The sequence below is a fragment of the Arenibacterium sp. CAU 1754 genome (assembly GCF_054482635.1).
Genome location: NZ_JBTLRG010000001.1, coordinates 536858 through 559536 on the forward strand (window position 1 = coordinate 536858; position 22679 = coordinate 559536).

The 22679-nt window shown below is 60.6% G+C and carries 20 protein-coding genes; 8 read left to right on the forward strand and 12 right to left on the reverse strand.

The window, feature by feature from the left end:
• Window positions 1-105 precede the first annotated feature (105 nt).
• Both rocF and ACXYMO_RS02645 read left to right on the forward strand, forming a co-directional pair.
• Window positions 106-1032, forward strand: a complete 927-nt coding sequence (rocF, locus tag ACXYMO_RS02640; RefSeq protein WP_458877097.1) for an arginase — start codon at window positions 106-108, stop codon at window positions 1030-1032.
• A gap of 12 nt (window positions 1033-1044) precedes the next feature.
• Window positions 1045-2088 (forward strand): ornithine cyclodeaminase, encoded by a 1044-nt coding sequence (locus ACXYMO_RS02645; RefSeq protein ID WP_458877098.1) that lies wholly within the window; start codon window positions 1045-1047, stop codon window positions 2086-2088.
• Between the two features lie 121 nt (window positions 2089-2209).
• Here the strand turns inward: ACXYMO_RS02645 and ACXYMO_RS02650 are convergent, their stop codons facing one another.
• Both ACXYMO_RS02650 and ACXYMO_RS02655 read right to left on the reverse strand, forming a co-directional pair.
• On the reverse strand, window positions 2210-2977 hold the full coding sequence (locus ACXYMO_RS02650) for a hypothetical protein (RefSeq protein ID WP_458877099.1): 768 nt from the start codon (window positions 2975-2977) through the stop codon (window positions 2210-2212).
• Window positions 2978-3709: 732 nt separating this feature from the next.
• Entirely contained in the window at window positions 3710-4294 is a 585-nt protein-coding gene (locus ACXYMO_RS02655; RefSeq protein ID WP_458877100.1) for an HNH endonuclease, read from the reverse strand.
• Window positions 4295-4587: 293 nt separating this feature from the next.
• Here ACXYMO_RS02655 and ACXYMO_RS02660 point away from each other — a divergent pair, with 293 nt between their 5' ends.
• Together ACXYMO_RS02660 and ACXYMO_RS02665 are read left to right on the forward strand one after the other, a co-directional pair.
• Window positions 4588-5154, forward strand: a complete 567-nt coding sequence (locus ACXYMO_RS02660) for an rRNA large subunit pseudouridine synthase E (RefSeq protein WP_458877101.1) — start codon at window positions 4588-4590, stop codon at window positions 5152-5154.
• A gap of 12 nt (window positions 5155-5166) precedes the next feature.
• Window positions 5167-5604: a VOC family protein gene (locus ACXYMO_RS02665; RefSeq protein ID WP_458877102.1), complete on the forward strand. Its 438-nt coding sequence runs from the start codon at window positions 5167-5169 to the stop codon at window positions 5602-5604.
• 16 nt (window positions 5605-5620) lie between these two features.
• On the opposite strand, the gene ACXYMO_RS02670 is transcribed toward ACXYMO_RS02665, so the two are convergent.
• From ACXYMO_RS02670 to ACXYMO_RS02685, 4 genes are read right to left on the reverse strand one after another with little or no spacing between them, the layout of a single operon-like run.
• Window positions 5621-5920 carry a putative quinol monooxygenase gene (locus ACXYMO_RS02670; protein ID WP_458877103.1) on the reverse strand — a complete coding sequence of 100 codons (300 nt, stop codon included), beginning with the start codon at window positions 5918-5920 and terminating at the stop codon, window positions 5621-5623.
• 56 nt (window positions 5921-5976) lie between these two features.
• Window positions 5977-6471 (reverse strand): GNAT family N-acetyltransferase, encoded by a 495-nt coding sequence (locus tag ACXYMO_RS02675; RefSeq protein ID WP_458877104.1) that lies wholly within the window; start codon window positions 6469-6471, stop codon window positions 5977-5979.
• 1 nt (window position 6472) lies between these two features.
• Window positions 6473-7138: an alpha/beta hydrolase gene (locus ACXYMO_RS02680; RefSeq protein ID WP_458877105.1), complete on the reverse strand. Its 666-nt coding sequence runs from the start codon at window positions 7136-7138 to the stop codon at window positions 6473-6475.
• Entirely contained in the window at window positions 7135-7767 is a 633-nt protein-coding gene (locus ACXYMO_RS02685) for a DNA-3-methyladenine glycosylase family protein (protein ID WP_458877106.1), read from the reverse strand. Before ACXYMO_RS02685 ends, ACXYMO_RS02680 begins: the two co-directional genes overlap by 4 nt.
• 134 nt (window positions 7768-7901) lie before the next feature.
• Here ACXYMO_RS02685 and ACXYMO_RS02690 point away from each other — a divergent pair, with 134 nt between their 5' ends.
• On the forward strand, window positions 7902-9143 hold the full coding sequence (locus ACXYMO_RS02690) for an MFS transporter (protein ID WP_458877107.1): 1242 nt from the start codon (window positions 7902-7904) through the stop codon (window positions 9141-9143).
• Window positions 9144-9147: 4 nt separating this feature from the next.
• On the opposite strand, the gene ACXYMO_RS02695 is transcribed toward ACXYMO_RS02690, so the two are convergent.
• The 3 genes from ACXYMO_RS02695 to cysS form a co-directional block, all read right to left on the reverse strand.
• The gene (locus ACXYMO_RS02695) at window positions 9148-9924 is read right to left on the reverse strand and encodes a squalene/phytoene synthase family protein (RefSeq protein WP_458877108.1); all 777 of its coding nucleotides are present in this window, start codon (window positions 9922-9924) and stop codon (window positions 9148-9150) included.
• The gene (gene cimA / locus ACXYMO_RS02700) at window positions 9908-11530 is read right to left on the reverse strand and encodes a citramalate synthase (protein WP_458877109.1); all 1623 of its coding nucleotides are present in this window, start codon (window positions 11528-11530) and stop codon (window positions 9908-9910) included. Before cimA ends, ACXYMO_RS02695 begins: the two co-directional genes overlap by 17 nt.
• Window positions 11531-11666: 136 nt before the next feature.
• The gene (gene cysS / locus ACXYMO_RS02705) at window positions 11667-13037 is read right to left on the reverse strand and encodes a cysteine--tRNA ligase (RefSeq protein ID WP_458877110.1); all 1371 of its coding nucleotides are present in this window, start codon (window positions 13035-13037) and stop codon (window positions 11667-11669) included.
• Window positions 13038-13319: 282 nt separating this feature from the next.
• Here cysS and ACXYMO_RS02710 point away from each other — a divergent pair, with 282 nt between their 5' ends.
• Window positions 13320-14504 (forward strand): pyridoxal phosphate-dependent aminotransferase, encoded by a 1185-nt coding sequence (locus ACXYMO_RS02710; protein WP_458877111.1) that lies wholly within the window; start codon window positions 13320-13322, stop codon window positions 14502-14504.
• A 28-nt stretch (window positions 14505-14532) separates the two neighbouring features.
• On the opposite strand, the gene ACXYMO_RS02715 is transcribed toward ACXYMO_RS02710, so the two are convergent.
• Window positions 14533-15048, reverse strand: a complete 516-nt coding sequence (locus ACXYMO_RS02715; protein WP_458877112.1) for an outer membrane protein — start codon at window positions 15046-15048, stop codon at window positions 14533-14535.
• Window positions 15049-15469: 421 nt separating this feature from the next.
• Between ACXYMO_RS02715 and ACXYMO_RS02720 the strand changes: the two genes are divergently transcribed.
• Window positions 15470-17020 (forward strand): trimethylamine methyltransferase family protein, encoded by a 1551-nt coding sequence (locus ACXYMO_RS02720; protein ID WP_458877113.1) that lies wholly within the window; start codon window positions 15470-15472, stop codon window positions 17018-17020.
• A gap of 106 nt (window positions 17021-17126) precedes the next feature.
• Here ACXYMO_RS02720 and ACXYMO_RS02725 read toward each other — a convergent pair whose 3' ends face one another.
• Window positions 17127-17366: an EF-hand domain-containing protein gene (locus ACXYMO_RS02725; protein ID WP_458877114.1), complete on the reverse strand. Its 240-nt coding sequence runs from the start codon at window positions 17364-17366 to the stop codon at window positions 17127-17129.
• A 261-nt stretch (window positions 17367-17627) separates the two neighbouring features.
• Between ACXYMO_RS02725 and ACXYMO_RS02730 the strand changes: the two genes are divergently transcribed.
• Complete coding sequence (locus ACXYMO_RS02730; RefSeq protein ID WP_458877115.1) at window positions 17628-18131, forward strand: RNA polymerase sigma factor; 504 nt, start codon at window positions 17628-17630, stop codon at window positions 18129-18131.
• A 361-nt stretch (window positions 18132-18492) separates the two neighbouring features.
• Here the strand turns inward: ACXYMO_RS02730 and ACXYMO_RS02735 are convergent, their stop codons facing one another.
• Window positions 18493-22176, reverse strand: a complete 3684-nt coding sequence (locus ACXYMO_RS02735; RefSeq protein ID WP_458877116.1) for a vitamin B12-dependent ribonucleotide reductase — start codon at window positions 22174-22176, stop codon at window positions 18493-18495.
• Window positions 22177-22679 lie beyond the last annotated feature (503 nt).

Sequence of the window (22679 nt, forward strand, 5' to 3'; positions counted from 1 at the left end):
ATATTCCGTTCTGTTAATATTGGTGAATTATTGACCCAAAATATACCTGTTTTGCACCGCATTTTGGAACATACTCAATCTATCAGTTTTTTTGCCGAGGCGTAAATGACCCCTATAACCTGTATTCTGATCGGAGCCCCTGTCGACAGCGGCAAGCGGCGGACCGGCTGCCTAATGGGGCCTGACGCCTACCGGACTGCCGGTCTGGATCGCGCCTTGCGCGACCTTGGACACGAGGTGCGCGACCTTGGCAATGTTGCACCCGACAGCCATGTGCCCGACACGAACGACGGGCGCGTGCATGCCCCAAACCAGACCGTCGGTTGGACCACGTCGTTGATCCAGTCCGCCGAAGACGCAATGCGCGATGGCGTCCCGATCTTTCTTGGCGGCGATCACAGCCTGTCCCTGGGCAGCGTGGCGGGCGTGGCCAACCATGCGGCCGCGCAGGGGCGCCCTCAGTTCGTATTGTGGCTGGACGCGCACAGCGATTTCCACACGCCCAAGACCACATCTTCGGGCAACATGCATGGCACGCCGCTGGCCTATGTCACCGGGCGCGACGGGTTTGACGGGTTTCCCGAGGTCAAGAGCCCGGTCCCGCAAGAAAACATCTGTATTCTCGGGCTGCGATCGGTCGATCCCGAAGAACGCGCCGCGCTTGAGCAAACCGATATCCACCTGCACGACATGCGCGAAATCGATGAGACCGGTATCGGCCGGCCGCTGGCGGCCTTTCTGGCGCGCGTTGCCGATGCCAACGGGATGCTGCACGTGTCCCTTGATGTGGATTTCCTCGATCCCATGGTCGCCCCGGCCGTCGGAACCTGCGTTCCCGGCGGCGCGACCATCCGCGAGGCCCACCTGGTCATGGAGATGCTGCATGACTCAGGGCTGATGACCTCGCTCGACCTGGTTGAACTGAACCCGTTTCTGGATGAACGCGGGCGCACGGCACAGGTGATGGTCGACCTTGCGGCCTCGGCCCTGGGCCGCCGCGTGTTCGACCGCCCGACCCGCGCCCACAGCTGAGGGACCTCGAAAATGACCCCATCCGACAAGGCCCTTGTGCCCTTTGTGTCCGTCGATCACATGATGCAACTGGTCCATCACATCGGGATCGAACCGATGCTGAAAGGGTTGGCGCGTTATATCGAAGAGGATTTCAAACGGTGGGAGCTGTTTGACAAGACCCCGCGCATCGCCTCGCATTCCGCCGAGGGGGTGATCGAGCTGATGCCCACGTCGGACGGCGAAGTCTACGGGTTCAAATACGTCAACGGACACCCGAAGAACACCCAAGACGGGCTTCAGACCGTGACCGCCTTTGGTCTGCTGGCCGATGTGGCAACCGGCTATCCGGTTCTGCTGTCCGAAATGACGCTGCTGACGGCGTTGCGCACGGCGGCGACCTCGGCCATGGTTGCGCGCCATCTTACGCCCAAGGGGGCCACGACGATGGCCATGATCGGCAACGGGGCCCAGTCCGAATTTCAGTCGCTGGCGATGAAAGCGATCTGCGGTGTGACCACGGTCCGCCTGTATGACACTGACCCGGCCGCAACCGAAAAATGCGCGGCCAACCTGCGCGGTCACGGGCTGTCCGTTGTGGCCTGTACCAGCCCCGAACAGGCGATCGAGGGCGCGCAGATTCTGACCACCTGTACGGCGGACAAGCAATACGCAACGATCCTGACCGACAACATGGTCGGCAGCGGCGTGCACATCAACGCCATCGGCGGGGATTGTCCGGGCAAGACCGAATTGGCCCCGGCCATTCTGCACCGGTCCGACATCTTCGTGGAATATCCGCCCCAGACCCGGATCGAGGGCGAGATCCAGCAATTGGATCCGGACCATCCGGTCACCGAATTATGGAAGGTCGTGACGGGCGCGGCACCGGGGCGGACCTCGGACCGGCAGATCACCCTGTTCGACAGTGTGGGCTTCGCGATCGAGGATTTCAGCGCCCTGCGTTTTGTCCGCGATCAGGTTGAGCAGACCGGGCTTTATCACTCGCTGGACATGCTGGCCGACCCGGATGATCCGCGCGACCTGTTCGGTATGCTGATGCGGGCCAAGGACTAGCCCCGGAAATGTGGGCGTCCTTTACGTCCGGTTTGCGGGACCAAAGCCGTTGTTCCTGTTTGCTTTTGCCAATTTCAACTCGCCTCTCCGGCGAGAACACATCCTAGACCTGCATCACCGCCTATCGGACAAGCCCAAGTTCGACGAAAGATTGGGAAATTGCGCGCCTCAAGGCGGATTGACAGTATGCCAGAACCGTCGATCTTTCAGACGGTGTAAGTTGTTGCCAAGAGTGCCCCGAAAGCCTGCCGGGCAACTTTTCAACGCCCATCAACGATCTTCCTTGCTTTAGCAATTCGCCTGTTTTCGCGTTCGACAACGCAGGCGTTATACCAACTGCGCAGTGGTTGGGTCCGCTCCCGTCACTCTTTCTTATCTCAAGGATTGATCGCGGTCGGTAGCGTCGCTCATCATCGATTATGATATAGGCTATGCCGCCTGCTGACGCGGCAGCTGCGATACTGATCACATTGAGCATCAAGTCCTGTTCCGGGTTGTACCTCTGGGCGAACTGATCCAAAGGCGTTTGCCGCAGAATGACCACTGCATCGGCAGCTTTGGCCGAACCGCTGTGTTGATCGCGCGTGACCGTTACCGACGCGCCAGCGCGGCCCAAAATTTCTTTGGCAATCTGACCTGCGCCCGAGTTTGCGTCCCACCCCATTCTCGCTTCAGTGACCCAGGGCTGCGAAAACTCATTCTTACGGTACACTGAAAGAAGATTGTCATTCACGTGCGGGACCACTGCGATTGCTTGATATCTTGATTTTGCCCCGCTTTGGACGCCGACTTGTGTTTCCGCGCAGGCCGCCAGTATCAGCGCCATGCTAAGAATGAGTGATTTGGAACGGCGTGTAATCGAGTTTGAGCGTTTTTTATCACAAGGCATTGGCGATACTCCTGTCAGAACCGAAACGCTTGGCAATTCGGCTTACGCACGCACTGGCAAGGGACGCGATCATCGTGTCAGACGGCCAAACATATGTCCGAGAAACGCAGAGGTCCGAGTATCTGCGTGTCGTCTTGCCTACAGACACTTTGAGAGCTGCATCTATTCTGACATCCCAATAAATGGCAGTTGCGGGCGTGCTGATTTCGAACCGTTCGACAACTCCAGATACGTTTGTTTGCCCGCCTGCGACGCTATGGCCAGCAGCAGACAGCTCGGACTTGATCGCTTCCGCAAAAAGGGCCTCAGGCGGGGGATTCAGCGTGACATAGCCCATGGTGACGTTACCGACCGTTGTCCGCTCACCTATTCTGCCCGGCAATACGCCTACGCCTCTCAGCATTGTAAATGGCTCGACGGTCAATGCACGGGGCGCGACAGACGATAGCGCCCCACCTTCACTCGACGCTGGTTGCAATGTCGCATCGGCAGTCGTGTCTTGAACGCCAGAGCATGCGACCAAAAGAAAAAATGCAGCGAATACTTTTAAATTTCGCAAAGGTCTTAAAGATGCTCTCATCTCTCGCCCTCCCCAAAATAGAGTTCAGAGAGATAGTAAGACTTGGATTTTTGACTGTGCCTTTGACTCAAGTCAAAAACGGAGATGCGCAAAACATTGAGAAAAGGGTTGCTTTGGGCTCGACCCCGACCGTCCGCACGCCGCCACCGATCCTAGGCGTCCAGTTCCGCATCCCAATAGAGGAAATCCATCCAGCTTTCGTGCAAGTGGTTGGGCGGGAATTTCCGGCCCATGTTGCGTAGCTCTTCGGCCCCCGGCTGACGGGGCGGTTTGCGCAGGGACATGCCGGTGCGATGCAGGGATTTCGCCCCCTTCTTCAGGTTGCACGGGCTGCAGGCGGCAACGACGTTCTGCCAGCTGGTCACCCCGCCAGAGGCCCGCGGCACCACGTGGTCAAAGGTCAAATCACCCTTGGCGCCGCAATACTGACAGCGGAATTCGTCCCTCAGAAATAAATTAAAGCGCGTGAAGGCCACGCGCTTTTGAGGTTTGACATAATCTTTCAGGACTACCACCGACGGTATCCTGATGGTGGTACTTGGACTGCGCACCACCTCGTCATACTCGGCGACAATATCGACGCGGTCGAGCCAGGCCGCCTTGATCGCGTCCTGCCAGGGCCACAGGGACAAAGGGTAATAGGACAAGGGGCGGTAATCCGCATTCAGCACCAGTGCCGGATGCTGTTTCAGCGCGCCCGGTTCGCGTACGAACTCTGACCTGAAATCGCCGTCCATCGTTGTCTTTCCCCTTCCCTCTCGTCACCGCCATCCGGGCATTCCCCCGCCTGTACCACAGACGATCAGCCCCAGAGTCATCATGACTATATATCGTGTTTAATCCCTGACAAGCCTTGAATGACCACAATATGTCGGCCAAGCGATACGGAGATTACGTGACAGGCAAATGACAGTTATCCACAGACTGAAAGTGGTGCGCGACGGACCGCCTTTCAATACACATTTGTGTTTCAACACACCGATGTCCCGCCGGGGTTTCAATTTGCAGCGGCTTTGGCTAGCAACCGGGCATGGCCCGGCTGATCCGATTTAACAAACCCTTCGATGTCCTGTCGCAATTCACCGATGGCGAGGGGCGGCGCACGCTGGCCGATTTCATCGACCTTCCCGGTGTGTATCCGGCCGGACGGCTGGATCGCGACAGCGAAGGATTGCTGCTGTTGACCGATGACGGCCGCCTGCAGGCCCGCCTTGCCGACCCCAAACACAAGGTGGCCAAGACCTATTGGGTTCAGGTCGAAGGTATCCCCGACGACAGCGCGCTGGACGGGTTGCGCACCGGGGTCGATCTCAAGGACGGCCCGACCCTGCCCGCCCAGGTCGAGCGGATACAAGAGCCGGATATCCTCTGGCCCCGCACCCCGCCGATCCGCGTCCGGAAGTCGGTGCCTGACAGCTGGATTTCCCTGACCATCCGCGAAGGCCGCAACCGCCAGGTGCGCCGGATGACGGCAGCGGTCGGTCACCCGACATTGCGCCTGATCCGGTATCGCATTGGCGATTATACGCTGGACGGGCTGGACAGCGGCGCATGGGACAAGGTCGCCCCGCCCCCTGACAGGCCGCGCCGGGGCTGATACGCTCGGGTCATGCCCATTCCTGACCCTCTCCCCAAGGCACCGACGCCCAAGGCCGTGCTTGAGGCTGCCGTCTATGCCAGCGATCTGGAGGCCGCGGCCCAGTTTTACGGCCATCTCCTCGGGTTCGAAGAAATTCTGCGCGTTGCCGGGCGGCACGTCTTTTTCCGCGTGGGCGCGACCGTCCTGCTGGTGTTCAACCCCGATCAGACCGAACGCCCGACGGAAAACACGCGCCTGCCCGTGCCACCCCACGGGGCACGCGGGCCCGGGCATGTCTGCTTTGCCATGAGCCGCGCCGATATCGCGGCCTTGCGCAATCGGCTTGTCGCCGCAGAGGTGCCGATAGATGTCGAATTCGATTGGCCCAACGGGGCGCATTCACTTTATGTGCGCGACCCGGCGGGAAATTCGGTCGAGTTCGCCGAACCTCGTCTGTGGTCTCTGTGAGGATCCGAAAACCGGTTCAGATCTTGGTCATGGGTCCGGGTTCAAACAGATTGATGTCGCGCCCCAGAATACCGATATTCTTCAGTTTTTCCCGATACGCGGCCATGTGGGCGGATTTGGCATGCGCCTTCAGACAGTCCATATCCTCCCATTCCTCGTAGACGCGGAATTCGGTGGGGGTTTCGATGTTCTGCCAGAAAGCATAGACGATACAGCCGGTTTCGGCGCGCGTTTCCACGGCCATGATCGCGGCGGCGTCTTTCATTGCGTCCACGCCTTCGGGTTCTACTTCCATGGTTCCGCTGACTATGATCATTTGCAAATGTCTCCCCCTGTCATGCGCAGGCACCCTGTCGCGCGGGGGCGGATCGGTCAAGCGTTCAGAACGAAACGTTTGGAAACCCGATCCACCAGCACGCCGTCGGCCAAAGGTATATCGCGGGCGACCGAATGATCACGAAACCCGATTTTTGAATAATAGGCCAGCCCGGGAACATTGTCGGCACGGATGGTGGCATTGATCTGGGAAAGCCCCTTATCCCCTGCGGCCTTGCATGTGGCAGCAAACAGGCTGCGCCCGACGCCGCGCACCGGCGGGTCGCGGCGCGCGAATGTCGCGATATCGCCGCAGTCCGGAGGAAGTTGAGGGTTCAGGCCGACCCACTGAAAGCCGACCACATCACCCTGTTCATCCAGCGCGACGTGGCAAAACAGGGTTTTTTCACCGCTCAGGAATTTTTCCTTGAATGCCACGTCTTCAAACCGGTTCAGATAGGCCGTCGTTCCGCCCGCATCGATGATATGATTGAGAATGCGGCAGGCCGCCGGGACATCCGCAGCCACCATCGCCCGTGTTGACACGCTCATTTCACAGGCTCAGCTTATCCCGCATAAAGGCCAGCGCAACGCTCAGCCCGTCGGGTGCGATGCCATGGGCAGTGCCCTTCATGATATGGGCATAAACATCTTCGAACCCGGCCGTCTGCAGCGCCTCTGCAGCTTCGGGCAGGGATTGTGGCGGAACGACATCGTCCGCATCCCCATGCACAAGCAGGACGGGCGGGCGCACGACAACCTCGTCCACCAGCACTTCGGGCGACAAAAGGCGACCGGAAAAGGCAACGATACCGGCAACCGAATCCTCGCGCCGGGGGGCCACATGCAGCGCCATCATCGTGCCTTGCGAAAACCCGAACAGAACCACCTGTTCCGGCAAGACATCCTCGTCCACCATCAGCGCATCAAGAAAGGCGTTCAGATCGTCGATCGCCGCACGCATGCCGCGTTCGGCCTCTTCCTCGCTTGACCCGTCGATCCACGGGATCGGGAACCACTGGAAACCCATCGGCATGCCGGGGATGGTTTCGGGCGCATCGGGGGCCACGAACAAGGTGTCGGGCAGATGTTCACCCAGCGGATCGGCCAACCCCAAAAGGTCGGCACCGTTGGCACCATAGCCATGCAGGAATACGACAACTGACCGGGTGTCCCCGGACAAAGGCCCCTTGCGGCCCGCTTTCAAAACCCTGGTCATCTGATCCCTTCCTTCTCTTTTGCAATGCGGTAATAGGCCCAGAGCAGCCGCGCCGCAACCGACCGCCACGGCGACCAGTCTTCGGCCATCTTTCTGAACTCGCGTTCGCGCGGCCGGTCCCCCAGATCGAACAACAGGCGCGCGGCCTCCTGCAGGGCCAGATCGCCCGGCGCAAAGACATCCGCCCGCCCCAGCGAGAACATGGCATAGACCTCGGCGGTCCAAATGCCGATGCCCGGCACTTCGGTCAGCGTGGCAATAACCTGATCCGTCGGCTTTTCCCGCAGCACTGCGTAGTTGATCCTGGCCTCGGACAGCGCACGGGCATACCTGATCTTCTGACGGCTGAGTCCCACTGCGCGCAGATCATCGTCACTGGCCCATGCAATCTTGCGCGGGCCGGTCAAGCCTGCTTGTTTCATCCGCCCCCAGATCGCGTTGGCCGAGGCGACGCTGACCTGTTGACTGATTATCGCGCTCAGCAATTGCGCGAACCCGTCCGGGCGCAGGCGCAACGGCAGCGGCCCGGTCTGGGTCAGGGCCAAACGGAACCGATCGTCCCGTGCGGCCAGCCAATCCGCGCCCTCGGCCACGCACTCGGGCGAGTGTATGATCCGTCCGAGGGTCATCGGGACCACGCGGTACGTTGCATGAAGCGGGCCTGTGCAATGAAGGGGTGAGTCATCATCCTGCGGACATTAAACGCGCCCGGACACAGCGCAAGGCGCTTGTACCTTCTCCGGTTCGACGCTAGCAAATCCTCATGACAATTTCACACGACGCCACCACCGCCGAACAGGCCGCCGCCGATCACAGCCGCGCCAAACGCAACGTTTTCGTCCTTGTGATCGCACAGGCCTTTCTGGGGTCCCAGATGCCGATGATCTTCATCATCGGCGGGCTGGCGGGACAATCGCTGGCAACCAATGCGTGCCTTGCGACCCTGCCGATCTCGCTGATCGTTCTCGGTTCGATGATCGCGGCCACGCCGCTGTCCAGCATCATGCACAAATGGGGCCGGCGCGCCGGGTTCTTTGTCGGGGCCGCCGGGGGATTGGCCGGGGGCATCGTCGGGGCGATCGGTCTCTATCTGGGGTCGTTCCCGATCTTCCTGCTGGGCAGCCTGTTGACCGGCATCTACATGAGCGCGCATGGTTTTTACCGGTTTGCCGCCGCCGATACCGCATCGGACGAATTCCGCCCCAAGGCGATTTCCTATGTCATGGCGGGCGGGTTGCTGTCGGCCATCATCGGCCCGCAAATCGTGAAACTGACCAGCGACGCCTTCGTGATCCCGTTCCTTGGAACCTATGCTGCCGTCGTGGCGGTCAATGTGCTGGGTGCCTTTCTGTTCCTGGCGCTGGACATTCCCAAACCGCCTGCCCCGGTCGAAGGGGTCGGACATGGGCGCACCCGCTGGCAGTTGCTGACCACGCCGCGCATCTTCGTCGCGATCATCTGTGCCATGGTGTCCTATGCGCTGATGAACCTGGTGATGACGTCGACGCCGCTGGCCGTTGTCGGATGTGGCTACACCCAGAACAACGCTGCGGATGTGGTGACGGGTCACGTTCTGGCGATGTTCGCGCCGTCCTTCTTTACCGGGCATCTGATCGCCCGGTTCGGCGTGGAAAAGATTGTCGGTCTTGGCCTTTTGATCCTTGCGGGCGCAGGCGCCGTGGCGCTGCAGGGTGTCGAACTTGAAAACTTCTTTATCGCGCTGATCCTGCTGGGTGTTGGCTGGAACTTTGGGTTCATTGGCGCGACCACCATGCTGGCCGGTGCACACGAACCGCATGAACGGGGCCGGATGCAGGGGCTGAACGATCTGCTGGTCTTTGGCGGTGTCACCATGGCCTCGCTGGCGTCGGGTGGATTGATGAACTGTTCCGGTGGCTCGGCCGTCGAAGGATGGACCGCCGTCAACATGGCCATGGCCCCCTTCCTTGTTCTGGCCGGCGGGGCGCTGATCTGGCTGGTGCTTCAGCCCAAACAAATGGCCTGACCCGTTACCAGCGCCCGGAGACGGCGCGCGCCATCAGGCCCAAACTTTTGCGGGCCTCGCTGACACCCAGCCGCCCCTCTGCAATGCGGCGCGGATCGGCCTGCGCCTGACGCAGGATCGCCCCGGTCTGCCAGCCGGCCAACAGCGCGGGGGTGGCCGCCCGCGACACGCTGGCCCTTTGTTTGCGCGCCCGCGCCAGACGTGTCAGAGCATCCTGTGCCAACCTGGACACAGCCTCGGGCGTCCCGTCGATCAGCGGAATACGGCCCCGCGCCTCAAGCTCGGGGATCGCGCGCAGCCAGTTGGCCACACCGTGGGCAAAAGCAAAATCGCGCAGGACGAGGTCGTTGGCCTGTCCCAGACTGGCCGCCGCCGCCCACATCAACGTGCCTGCGGTTTCATCGATATATTCTTCGAAATGCGCCTGATCCTTGAACGGATCGCGATAAATGTCCCACCGGCGCACGGCAATCATCCGGTCCATGCGCTCGGCCACCTTGGGGGGGATCGCTTCTGCCAATGGCGTTACGACCTCGTGCCGGCGGACGTTTGTTCCGTTGGCAATCTCAGCCAAGGCATCGCGCCACCATTGCAGCCGCATTTCCGCGATCATGCTTTCCTGCGTCACCCACGGCGCACGGGCCACTTCGACGTTGAGCGCATAGAGCGGGAACAGCACGCGCCGCGCGGCGACAGGCGCGGCCATCGCCGCCATGAACCGGTCGGGATCGGCCCGTTCCACCAGTGCGGCACAGGATGTCAGATCAGCGTTGAACGTCACGGATCAGTTTCCAGCGGATGGCATCCAGAAGCGCCTCGAAACTGGCGTCCACGATGTTCGGGCTGACCCCCACCGTGGACCAGCGCCGCCCGTCGTCATCCTCGAAATCGACGATGACACGGGTGACGGCCTCGGTCCCGCCATTGGTGATGCGCACCTTGAAGTCCGTCAGGCGGATATCCTCGGTCTGGGCCTGATACGGCCCGAGGTCGGATTTGAGAGCCTGCCACAGCGCATTGACCGGGCCGTCATCCTGCATGTCCTGGGGATGTTCGTTCTTGAAATAGCCCGTCCGCTTTGACCCGTCGCGCAATTGCACGGTGACCACCGCTTCGGACTCCACGACGACCTGCCCCTTTGCGTTGCGGCGCCGTTCCGAAATCACGCGATAGCGTTCGACATCGAAGAAATCTGGCATGCAATCCAGCTCTTCGCGCGCTAGCAGTTCGAAACTGGCCTGCGCGCTGTCATAGGCATAGCCTTGATCCTCGCGCTCCTTGACCCGCTCGAGAATATGGCCAAGTGCCGGATCGCCCTTTTCCACTTCGATCCCTGCCTCGGCCAGACGGCGGCGCAGGTTGGATTGCCCGGCCTGGTTCGACATGGGGATGATGCGTTCGTTGCCGACCAGAGACGGTTCGATATGTTCATAAGTGTCCGGGTTTTTGAGGATCGCGCTCGCGTGCAGCCCGGCCTTATGGGCAAAGGCGGACGAGCCGACATAGGGCGCCTGCCGCATCGGCACCCGGTTCAGGATTTCGTCCAGTTTCCGGCTGATCCGGGTCAGCCCGGTCAGCGCCTCTGGCGTGATGCCGGTATCGAACCGGCTGGCAAAGGGGTCCTTCAGCAACAGTGTCGGGATGATCGAGGTCAGATTGGCATTGCCGCATCGTTCGCCCAGCCCGTTCAGCGTGCCCTGAACCTGACGCGCGCCCGCAAGGATCGCGGCCAGCGATCCGGCCACGGCGTTTTCTGTGTCGTTATGGGTATGAATGGCCAGATGATCGCCCGGAATACCCGCGGCGATCACCTCGGTCACGATGCGCCCGATCTCTTCGGGCAGGGCCCCGCCGTTCGTGTCACACAGGACGATCCAGCGAGCGCCGGCATCCAGCGCGGCCTTGCAGGTTTCCAGCGCGTAATCCGGGTTGTCCATATAACCATCAAAGAAATGTTCGGCGTCAAACAGCGCCTCGCGCCCCTGGGCAACGATATGGGCGACCGAGGCGCGGATGTTTTCCGTGTTCTCCGCCAGCGTGATCCCCAGCGCCTCTTGCACGTGATAATCGTGGCTTTTGCCGACCAGACAGACCGTGCCGGTGCCCGCGTTCATCACCGCCGCCAGAACATCGTCGTTTTCCGCCGACCGCCCTGCCCGTTTGGTCATGCCAAAGGCTGTCATTTTGGCCCGCGTCTTTGGGGCCTCGTCGAAAAAGGCACTGTCTGTCGGGTTCGCCCCGGGCCAGCCGCCTTCGATGTAATCGACGCCCAGCTCATCCAGCGCGTTTGCGATTTCGATCTTGTCGCTGGTGGAAAATTGCACCCCTTGTGTCTGTTGGCCGTCCCGCAGGGTGGTGTCATAGATATAAAGCCGCTCTTTGGTCATGAGGCATCCCCGTTGCGGAATTCAGGTTCGGGCCAGAGGCCCGGACAGCGCCCGACCCTCCCCACGGGAGGGCGCTTCACGCCCCCCCATGGCCGGACGCCGTCCTTGTGATTGTGCGAAAAGGTCTGGGGCAGGATCATTTCAGGGCCTCCAGCTCGGCAAGGCTGACGTCAGGACCGGTTTCCAATGTCACGCCGTCCTTTGACATTTTGACAATGACGCCTGCGGCAGTCAGCGCCGCTTTCAGTCGGTCAACTTCTGAAAAATCCTTGGTTTCCATTGCCGTTTTACGCGCCGCGCTGAGCAAAGATTCGTATTGGGAAAGATCGACTTTCCCGCCCTTGGTCCAAGACGGAGCAGTCTCTTCCATAAAACCCAGAAACTTTAATGCAGCTTTCAGCCCGGCATCGTCGCCCTCATTGGCGAGACGATGCATTTCGGCCAATGCACCGGGCAAGTTGAGATCATCCGCCAGACTGTTCACAACGGCGTCCGGAGCCGGAGCAGCGTCTGCGGCGGCCGCTTTGGCATACCACTTGCGCAGCGTCTTCTCCGCTTCTTTTGCCTTTTTCTCAGTCCAATCCATCGGCTTGCGATAATGCGTGCTCAGGAACACAAAACGGATCACCTCACCGGGGATGCCCTGATCCAGCAGATCGCGCACGGTAAAGAAATTGCCCAGGGATTTGGACATCTTCTTGCCCTCGACCTGCAGCATCTCATTGTGCAGCCAATAGTGCGCAAAATCCCCTTCGGGGTGGGCGCAGCAGCTTTGGGCAATCTCGTTTTCATGGTGCGGGAACATCAGGTCGTTGCCGCCCCCGTGGATGTCGAAACTTTCGCCCAGCAGTTCATAGGCCATGGCCGAACATTCGATGTGCCATCCGGGACGCCCCCGGCCCCAGGGGCTTTCCCATCCCGGCAGATCGTCCGAGGACGGTTTCCACAGGACAAAATCCATCGGGTTCTTCTTGTAGGGCGCAACCTCGACCCGGGCGCCGGCGATCATGTCATCGACGCTGCGCCCCGACAGTTTGCCATAGTGCTCGCGCCAGCTGTCCACGGCGAACAGAACGTGGCCTTCAGCGGCATAGGCATGTCCCTTGGCGATCAACTGTTCGATCATTTCGATCATCTGGTCGATATATTGCGTGGCGCGGGGCATATGGGTCGGCTCAAGCGCGCCAAGGGCCGCCATGTCCTCCAGAAACCACTGGCTGGTTTCGGCGGTGATCTCACTGATCGAGCGGCCGCTTTGCGCGGCGCGGGCGTTGATCTTGTCATCCACGTCCGTGAAGTTGCGGACATAGGTCACGTGATCGGGGCCGTAGACATGGCGCAACAGCCGATAGAGCACGTCAAACACCACCACCGGGCGCGCATTTCCCAGATGGGCGCGGTCATAAACCGTCGGGCCGCAGACATACATGCGCACGTTTTCCGGATCGATCGGGATGAAATCCTCTTTCTTCCTGGTCCGGGTGTTATGCAGCTTTATCGTCGTCATGGTTCAAGTCCTCGCACGGGCGCTGGCGCGGGCTTAGCAACTTGTTCCAGAGATGAAAACGAAAGAAACCGGCCCGCTGAAAGATCAGCAGGGAATGCAGCAGATAATGATGCAGATACGGTTCATGCAGTTGCTTTAGCACAGCGCCCCTGCCACGCCAAGTCCCCGTGTACCGAGCGGCATCATCGGCCCCCTGGTTCGCCGCATTGTTGGCGCGGACTGATTGACAATTCGCACGGTCTCTGACCCTCTCCGGGCCGGAACACGGCAAGGGATGTCATCATGAAACTTTCACATCGGATTACCCATCTCACCGGCGGCGGATCGGATGGCTGGGAGGTATTCTATCGCGCCCGCGCCATGATCGCCGCCGGCACGCCGGTAACCGAACTGACAATAGGTGAACATGACATCGGCACCGACCCGTCGATCCTTGCGGCCATGGACGCATCCGCCCGGGGCGGACATACCGGATATGCCATGGTTCCGGGCACGGACGCGCTGCGCGACACGGTTGCGGCCAGGGTTCAGGCGCGCACCGGTGTCGCGACATCGCGGGATAACGTCCTGATCACACCGGGCGGACAGGCCGCCCTGTTCGCCGCCCATCACGCCGCCTGCGATGAGGGCGACACCGCCCTGTTCATCGACCCCTATTACGCCACCTACCCCGGCACCATCCGGGGCGTCGGGGCGCGGCCGGTCGCGATCGGAACACATGCCAGCGACGGGTTTCAGCCGCGCGCCGGCGACATTGCCGCCCATGCGCCCGGTGCCTCATCCCTGCTAATCAACACTCCGAACAATCCGACCGGCGCGATCTATGGGCGCGACACGCTGAACGCGATATCCGCAGTCTGTCAGGAGCATGATCTGTGGCTGATTTCGGACGAGGTTTATGACACCCAGGTCTGGGAGGGCGAGCATGTGTCGCCCCGCGCCCTGCCCGACATGGTCGAGCGAACGCTTGTGGTGGGATCAATGTCGAAATCCCATGCGATGACCGGATCGCGCTGTGGATGGATCATTGGCCCGGCCGAAGCGGTCGAGCACCTGATCAATCTGGCCACGCACACGACCTATGGTGTGCCGGGCTTTGTTCAGGACGCGGCGACGTTTGCGCTTGGCACCGGTCCCGCGCTTGAACAAACGGTGGGCGCACCGTTCCGGCGCCGCAGGGATCTGGCCAATGACATACTTGCCTGCCAGAACACGGTCGGCGCGGTCCCGTCACAGGGGGCGATGTATGTCATGCTGGATGTCAGGAAAACGGGGCTGGATGGCGAGGCTTTCGCGAACGCTTTGCTCGATGCCCATCATATCGCCGTTATGCCCGGCGAAAGTTTTGGAACGTCTGCGGCAGGGCATGTGCGCGTTGCAATGACGATTCCAGATGAGGAGTTCGCCTCGGCCCTGCAAACGCTGTGCGATTTTGCCCAACGGTGCGCGGCCGGCGCCGCCCGCTGACGGCACCGGTCAATTCATTCGGTCGGTATCAGAACCGCATCGAGACGCGGACATTGATCGTATCGGCGTCAACATCAAGGCCGGTGCCGTTGAAATTGTTGAAATCATGCCGCAGCACTTCGCCGCTTACCGTCCATTGCGGATTGACCTGATAGGCAAGGCCAAGGCCGTAGATCGCACCGGTATCGTTGCCCAGCGTGGTGCTGGCGCGTGCCGCACCCAGAACCAGGTAACCCAGTGTCGAGCCGAAATCATACCCGGCCTTGAATTTCAGCCGCCCGACGTTGTCCACGTTCTGCGCGCCGCCCGCGATCGCGATATCGGCGCGATCATATTCCAGTTCGGCACCGACGACCCAATCGCCAAAGTCGTAATCGTAACCGCCATGGATACCATATGTAACATCGTTGCCGCCTTGGACACCGCCAGAAACGCTGACGTCGCCATATCCGACGCCCAGACCCAGATATCCCCCGGTCCAGTCAGCGGCCAGAGTTGGACCAGCCATAAGGGCCATGATACCGGCTGAAATCAATGTCTTCATCGTACCTTCTCCTTGCTCTGTTCAGATCGAACGGGCCCTGACGGCACGTCCAATTTCAATTTATTTCTTATTATCTGCGATATGGCTCGGTCTCGCACTGATACAAGTTAAGCGGAGACGCTTGAAAATTCATCGGCCAAAACCTGCCGAGATATGCGGCTTGCCTACGCAGAAAATGGCCGGTCCGGCCGGACTATGTCCCCGAAAAGGTCGTTTTTGCGGGTCGCAATCAGAACAGACGAAAGCCGCGGACTGCAGCCATTCTGACCTTGTAAGAGGAGACGCGATGCAGGGTCAGTTCAGCAAGATCACCCTTGTCAGCCGCACAATCGGGGCGGCGCGTGGCCTTGCCGCCCGTGGCAGGCCGATGCGGGTTTGATTTTCTGCATCACCCCTCATTCTCCCCTGCAAGGCACCCCATATGAACGAACAACCACCCACCTCCGCCCCGTCGCGCAGTGGTGGCCGAGCCGCGCGGCGTGCCGCGCGCGCCGCCCCCTTGGCCGATCACCTGCGCCCGATCCGTCCCGGACTGACAGGGGGGCGATACAAACCCCTCAGCAACGATGGCATGGAGCGAATCCATCAGGCCGCGCTCGATGCCCTTGAGCAGATCGGTCTGGCCGATGCGCCCGACAGCGGGATCGCCTATCTGACCTCTGCCGGGGCGACCCTGGGCACCGATGGGCGGATCCGGTTTCCCCGTGCCTTGATCGAGGACACCATCGCGCGTGCAAACCGGTCCATCACCCTGTTCGGGCGTGATGCGGCGCATGACATGACCCTGGCCGGGCAGAACGTGCATTACGGTACCGCCGGTGCAGCCGTCCATCTGGTGGATGTCCAAACCCGGGAATACCGCGAATGCACCGTGCAGGATCTGCACGATGCGGCGCGCATTACCGACCGGCTGGATAATATCCATTTCTTGCAACGCCCCATGGTCTGTCGCGATATTCCCGATAACCACGATATGGATCTGAACACGCTCTATGCCTGTTGCGCGGGCACGACCAAACATGTCGGCACATCCTTTACCGAACCCAGCTTTGTTCCGGATGCCTTTCGGCTTTTGCATATGATCGCGGGCGATGAGACGACATGGCGCGAGCGCCCGTTCGTCTCCAACTCGAACTGCTTTGTCGTTCCGCCGATGAAATTCGCCACCGAATCCTGCCAGGTGATGGAGGCCTGCATTGCGGGCGGCATGCCCATCGTGCTGCTGAGCGCGGGACAGGCAGGCGCCACCGCCCCTGCCCCGATTGCCGGGGCCATCGTTCAGGCCATGGCCGAATGTCTGGCCGGGCTTGTTTATGTCAACGCGGTGCGTCCGGGCCATCCGGCGATTTTCGGAACCTGGCCCTTTGTGTCGGATCTGCGGACCGGTGCGATGTCGGGCGGCAGCGGTGAACAGGCCCTTTTGACCGCAGGGTGCGCCCAGATGCATCACTTCTATGACCTGCCCGGCGGGGCCGCGGCCGGGATTGCCGATGCCAAACTGCCGGATATGCAGGCGGGCTGGGAACAGGCGACCTCGAACGTGATGGCGGGCCTGTCCGGGCTGAACATGGTGTACGAGGCCGCGGGCATGCACGCCTCGCTGCTTGGGTTCTGTCACGAATCCCTGATTTTGGGCGACGATCTGATCGGTCAGGCGCTGCGTTGCGTGCGCGGCATCGAGGTCGACGAAGACTCTGTCTCGCTTGAAACCATTCGGGCCACCTGTCTGGGCGGACCGGGCCATTACCTCGGCTCGGATCAAACCCTGAGCCGGATGCAGACCGATTACGTTTACCCGTGCCTGGCCGACCGGACCTCGCCCAAGGAATGGGACGAACGGGGTAAACCGGACCTGATCGCCCGCGCGATTGCCCGCAAGGAAGAGATCCTGGCGGACCGGGCCGCGGCCCGGTTTGATCCGGCCACGGATGCGGCCATTCGGGAGGCATTCAACATCTACCTACCGAAATAGGAAAACGCCCGACCTTTGGGGAAGGTCGGGCGCAGATTGCCGGCCCGGTGTGAAACGCCCGACCTCGTTACCGTATGCACAGGCGCGGATCGGCAAACCCTGGCGATCAGCCTTCGGTTTTGGGCATCATGCCTGCTTCTTGCGCGGCGACGACTTCGTCATCGTCCAGCGCGCCATCTGCATTCACGTCCATTGACGAAAAAGTTTCCGGCGTCACATCGGGATAAACCGCCTGAACCTCGTCCAGCGTCAGCATGCCGTCGCCGTTTGTGTCCAGTTCGGTTGCCGCCCAGGACGCGGTGCTCAGACCCAGGGCAATTGCTGTCGTCAGGAAGATCGTTTTCATAATTCAGTCTCCATTCAGGTTTAACCGAAGACGCGGTTTTGCGCCCTCGAACAGTCAGACGTGGAAAATCGGGTTTGCGTCCCACGATCAGCCGACCACCAGAGGAACGCGCCAAAGCCCGCTGATTGCGCCCTGCGCCCTGCGCGGCGCGCCGCCGAAAAAGGCCACACTCCCCCGCTCGGCGGAAAAGCCCCATCTTTTCAACGCCTCATCCGGCGGTGCAGGACTGTGCCACCGCTTTTCTTATCGGAGGTTGATGCCATGACGACTGAGAAGACGCAGACCCTGTCCACCGATTTACTGCGCGCCATGACGCGGCGCGCATATCGTCTGACCACCTGCCCGCATGAGGCCGCAGACCTTGTTCAGGATGCCGCTCTCAAGATCTGGATGCAACGCCAGGCCGGGGCCGACATTCTGGATGAGCAGGCCTATGCGATGACCGTCCTGCACAATCTGGCGCGATCCCATTGGCGCGCGCGCCGCCCATTTGACGAATTGCAGGAGGATACGGCCAGCACCCTGCCCGACGCCCCCGCACGCATTGCCTGCGCCGAGATGCGGGCGGCGCTGTTGCGCCTGCCCGCAGAGCAGGCCCGGCTGATGGCGTTGGTGGCAGAGGGTGAAACCAGCCCGATCCAACTGGCCCGGCTGACGGGTCAGCCGGTCGGCACCGTCATGTCACGGCTGGCCCGCGCGCGCGCACACCTGCGCTGTGATCTGGGCCTGCCGGACGATCACCCCGCCAGCGCGCTGATCGGGTGAACGCGGACTGGAAAGACGTCGGGAAATGCGGGGGCATTTCAGCGGCCAGCGCCCCTTCGGCCCGCCCCACGTCATCCTGATTGAAAAGGTGAAAAAAATAGGGGGGCAGTTGCCCCCCTTGAAAGTTTCGCCGTTCAAGCTCGATTAGTTTACCGCCCGGTGTTTTTTGCCTGCGGCCTGAACGTCGTCGGGGGCGAGCGCACCCGCCCCGTGTGAAGGTGGGCAAGGACTGATAGTCCGCCCCCACCCTATCTGGTCAAAGCGCCCCGTTTGACTTTGGGACACCTGTCTTTGTGTTTCGTCGGGGTCCGGTCAACCGTGGCAGCCCGGGACCCCTACGCGCCTTTTGGGGCGCGGTTCCTTAGCTGCAGCCCGAGGTGCCGCCGCAGGTGTTGCACTTCATGCAGGTGCCGTTGCGCACCAATGTGTAGTTACCGCATTCACCGCAGGGATCGCCTTCGTAGCCTTGCATCTTGGCCTTGGTGCGCAGGTCCATCGAAACGGTCCCCGAGGACACGGCGGTTGTCGAGGCGGCGTTGACGGCCATTGCGGCACCGGCTTCGGGGACCAGTGTCTGCAAGGCGCTGACCGGGTCACCCGCCGTGGTAATCGACGCGCCCCGCATCACGGCCTGGCCACCATTCAGCACCACCAGCTCTTGCGGCAGACGCTTGCGCAGATACCCGGTCGAACTGATTTGTTTCAGCACTTCCAAGGACTTGCTTGCCGCGCTTTCGGACATTTCCGAAATGTTGGACACGCCTTCCTCTTCGCCGCGCCCCAGGTCGTCAAAGGACGCGCCTTCGGGTTTGACATGTGCCAGATCGGTCCGGTCGAGGTAGGACACCGCCAGTTCGCGGAACACATAATCAAGGATTGAGGTCGCGTTCTTGATGCTGTCGTTGCCCTGAACCATGCCGGCCGGTTCGAACTTGGTGAAGGTAAAGGCGTCAACGAACTCTTCCAGCGGCACGCCATATTGCAGGCCCACGGACACGGCTATGGCAAAGTTGTTCATCATCGCGCGGAACCCGGCGCCCTCTTTATGCATGTCGATAAAGATTTCGCCCAGGTTGCCGTCTTCGTATTCGCCCGTGCGCAAGTACACCTTGTGCCCGCCAACGATGGCCTTTTGGGTATATCCCTTGCGGCGCTGAGGCATCTTTTCGCGGTGCGATTTGACGATTTCCTTGACGATGACCTTTTCGACGATCTTTTCGGCCAGAACCGCCGCTTTTTCCTGCGGCGATCCGCTTTCCAGAACCTCGGCGGCGTCGTCATCGTCTTCGACCAGCGATGCGGCCAGAGGCTGGCTCAGTTTCGAACCATCGCGGTAGAGTGCGTTTGCCTTGACGCCGAGGCTCCAGCTCAGCTCATACGCCTTCTGGCAATCCTCTATGGTTGCGTCGTTGGGCATGTTGATCGTTTTCGAAATCGCACCCGAGATGAAGCTTTGCGCTGCGGCCATCATGTGGATGTGGCTGTTCACGCTCAGGTAACGCTTGCCTTTCTTGCCGCAAGCGTTGGCGCAGTCGAAGATGTGATAGTGCTCTTCCTTCAGGTGCGGCGCCCCTTCCAGGGTCATGGTTCCGCAAACGTGGTCATTGGCGGCGTCCACGTCGGCCTTGGAAAAGCCCAGCGATTTCAACAGGTCAAAGGTCGGATCGTTCAGCTTTTCGGCCGGGATGCCCAGAACCTGTGTGCAGAACTCCTCACCCAGGGTCCACTGGTTGAACACGAACCGGATGTCGAACGCGCTTTCCAGCGCGGCCTCGACCTTGGCCAGTTCGTTGGGACCGAACCCGTGGCCCGCCAGCGTGGTGTGGTTGATGGCCGGCGCGTTACCGATGCTGCCATGACCCACAGCGTAAGACACGATTTCCTCGATCTCGGCCGAGCCATAGCCCAGCTTTTCCAATGCGGCGGGAACCGAATGGTTGATGATCTTGAAATAGCCGCCACCGGCCAGTTTCTTGAACTTCACCAGGGCAAAATCAGGCTCGATCCCGGTGGTGTCGCAATCCATGACCAGACCAATGGTGCCGGTGGGCGCGATGACCGAGGTTTGCGCATTGCGATAGCCGTGCTTTTCACCCAGTTTCAGCGCCTCGTCCCAGGCCGACATGGCCAGATCGACCAAGCGGGCGTCGGGGCAGTTCTTGTGATCGAGCGGTACCGGTTTCACGGCCAGCTTTTCATACCCGTCCGTCGCGCCATAGGCGGCGTTGCGGTGGTTGCGGATAACGCGCAGCATGTGATCTTCGTTGCGTTTGTACCCGGCAAACGGGCCCAGTTCCGACGCCATTTCGGCGCTGGTGGCATAGGCCACACCGGTCATGATCGCGGTCAGCGCACCGCAGAGGGCGCGGCCCTCGTCGCTGTCATAGCCGTAGCCCATATTCATCAGCAGGCCGCCGATATTGGCATAGCCCAGACCGAGGGTGCGGAAGTCATAGGACAGTTGCGCGATTTCCTTGGATGGGAATTGCGCCATCATCACGCTGACTTCCAGCGTCACGGTCCAAAGACGCGAGGCATGCATGTAGTCGGCTGCCTGGAACTCACCGTCCTTGAAGAAGGTCAGCAGGTTCATCGACGCCAGGTTACAGGCCGTGTCATCCAGGAACATGTATTCGGAACAAGGGTTTGACCCGCGAATTTCACCATCTTCGGGGCATGTGTGCCATTCGTTCACGGTGTCGTGGTACTGAATTCCGGGATCGGCACAGGCCCATGCGGCGTGGCCGACCTGCGACCACAGGTCACGCGCTTTGATCACCTTGGACACGGATCCGTCGGTGCGGTTGATCAATTCCCAATCGGCGTCCTTTTCGATCGCGGTCAGGAAAGCATTGGTCACGCGGATCGAGTTGTTCGAGTTCTGGCCCGAAACCGAATTATACGCCTCGGAATCCCAATCGGTGTCATAGGTCGGGAATTCGATGCTGGTGTGGCCCTGCTTGGCGTAATCCAGAACCCGTTTCACATAGGTTTCCGGGATCGCGACCTTCTTGGCTTCGCGGATCGCCTCTTTGAGCGAGGGGTTCACGCTGGGATCATAGGCGTCCTCGGCCGTACCATCCCAGGATTTGATCGCTGCGAACAGGCCGTTCAGTTTGGCCTCGTGCATCTTGGAGCCGGCTACGATGCTGGCAACCTTCTGCTCTTCCAGAACCTTCCAGTTGATGAAGTCCTGGATATCGGGGTGATCTGCATCGACGATGACCATCTTGGCCGCGCGGCGCGTGGTGCCGCCCGATTTGATCGCGCCCGCTGCGCGGTCGCCGATCTTGAGGAAGCCCATCAGACCCGACGACTTGCCACCGCCCGACAGGGCCTCGCCCTCGCCGCGCAGGTGAGAGAAATTGGTGCCGGTGCCGGACCCGTATTTGAACAGGCGTGCCTCACGGACCCACAGGTCCATGATCCCGCCTTCGTTCACCAGATCGTCCTGCACACCTTGGATAAAGCAGGCGTGCGGCTGGGGATGTTCATAGCTTGACGTGGATTTGGTCAGCTTGCCCGTCGCGTGGTCAACGTAATGGTGACCCTGTGCCGGACCGTCAATGCCATAGGCCCAGTGCAGACCGGTGTTGAACCACTGCGGGCTGTTGGGCGCCGCTTTCTGCGCCGCGAGCATGAACCGCATTTCATCGTAATAGGCGCGTGCGTCTTCTTCGGTGGTAAAGTAGCCTCCTTTCCAGCCCCAATAAGCCCAGGCGCCGGCAAGCCGGTCAAACACCTGCTTGGAGGAGGTTTCGCCGCCCATTTCCACGTCTTTGCCGTCAGGAACGGACCGCCACAGGAACTCGGGCACATCCTTTTCCACGACTTTTTTCAAGCGGGAGGGAACACCGGCCTTGCGGAAATACTTCTGCGCGATCACGTCGCTTGCGACCTGGCTCCAGCTGCTGGGGACTTCGATATTTTCAAGGCGGAACACAACCGTTCCATCGGGATTACGGATTTCAGACGTGGCTGAAACAAAGTCCAACTCGGCATAGGCGTCTTTACCGGATTTCGTAAATTTTCTCTCAATCTTCATTTGCGCTGCCTCTGTGTTTCCAGCATTTCCCGACGATCAGGCAAAATGTCCCGACCAAACCCGTCTACGCGGGTCGCATTTTCGCCTATGGATAGAACAGAATTTTCCACCTGCCTGACGCATCTCTGCGTGACATTCTGACGTGCGCGTCAACAGTCTCAGTTAGGTTTTGTCCGTCCCACCCGGGTCGCTCCCTTCTGGCTTGAACTACCAGATATAGTGGTCAGCGCCCCGGCCCGCACAATCTGGCGTATCCGACCATAGTGGGTCAACGAATTTTTTGCACTTAATCGGGATTCTTTGGTCTTGACCGACAATTAACCGAATAGCGACCCGCCCCCTTTGGTGATTCATCCACAGGAGCGCTCGACAACTGGCCCCGGCGCCCCGTGTCACAGCCGGGTCGGTTTTCCCGTTGTTTCCGGATAAGTTGCGGCATTTTGTTCAGGCGTTGGTTTGAAACACGTTAGCGTCAAAGTTGAATTTGCCACACGACAGCACCG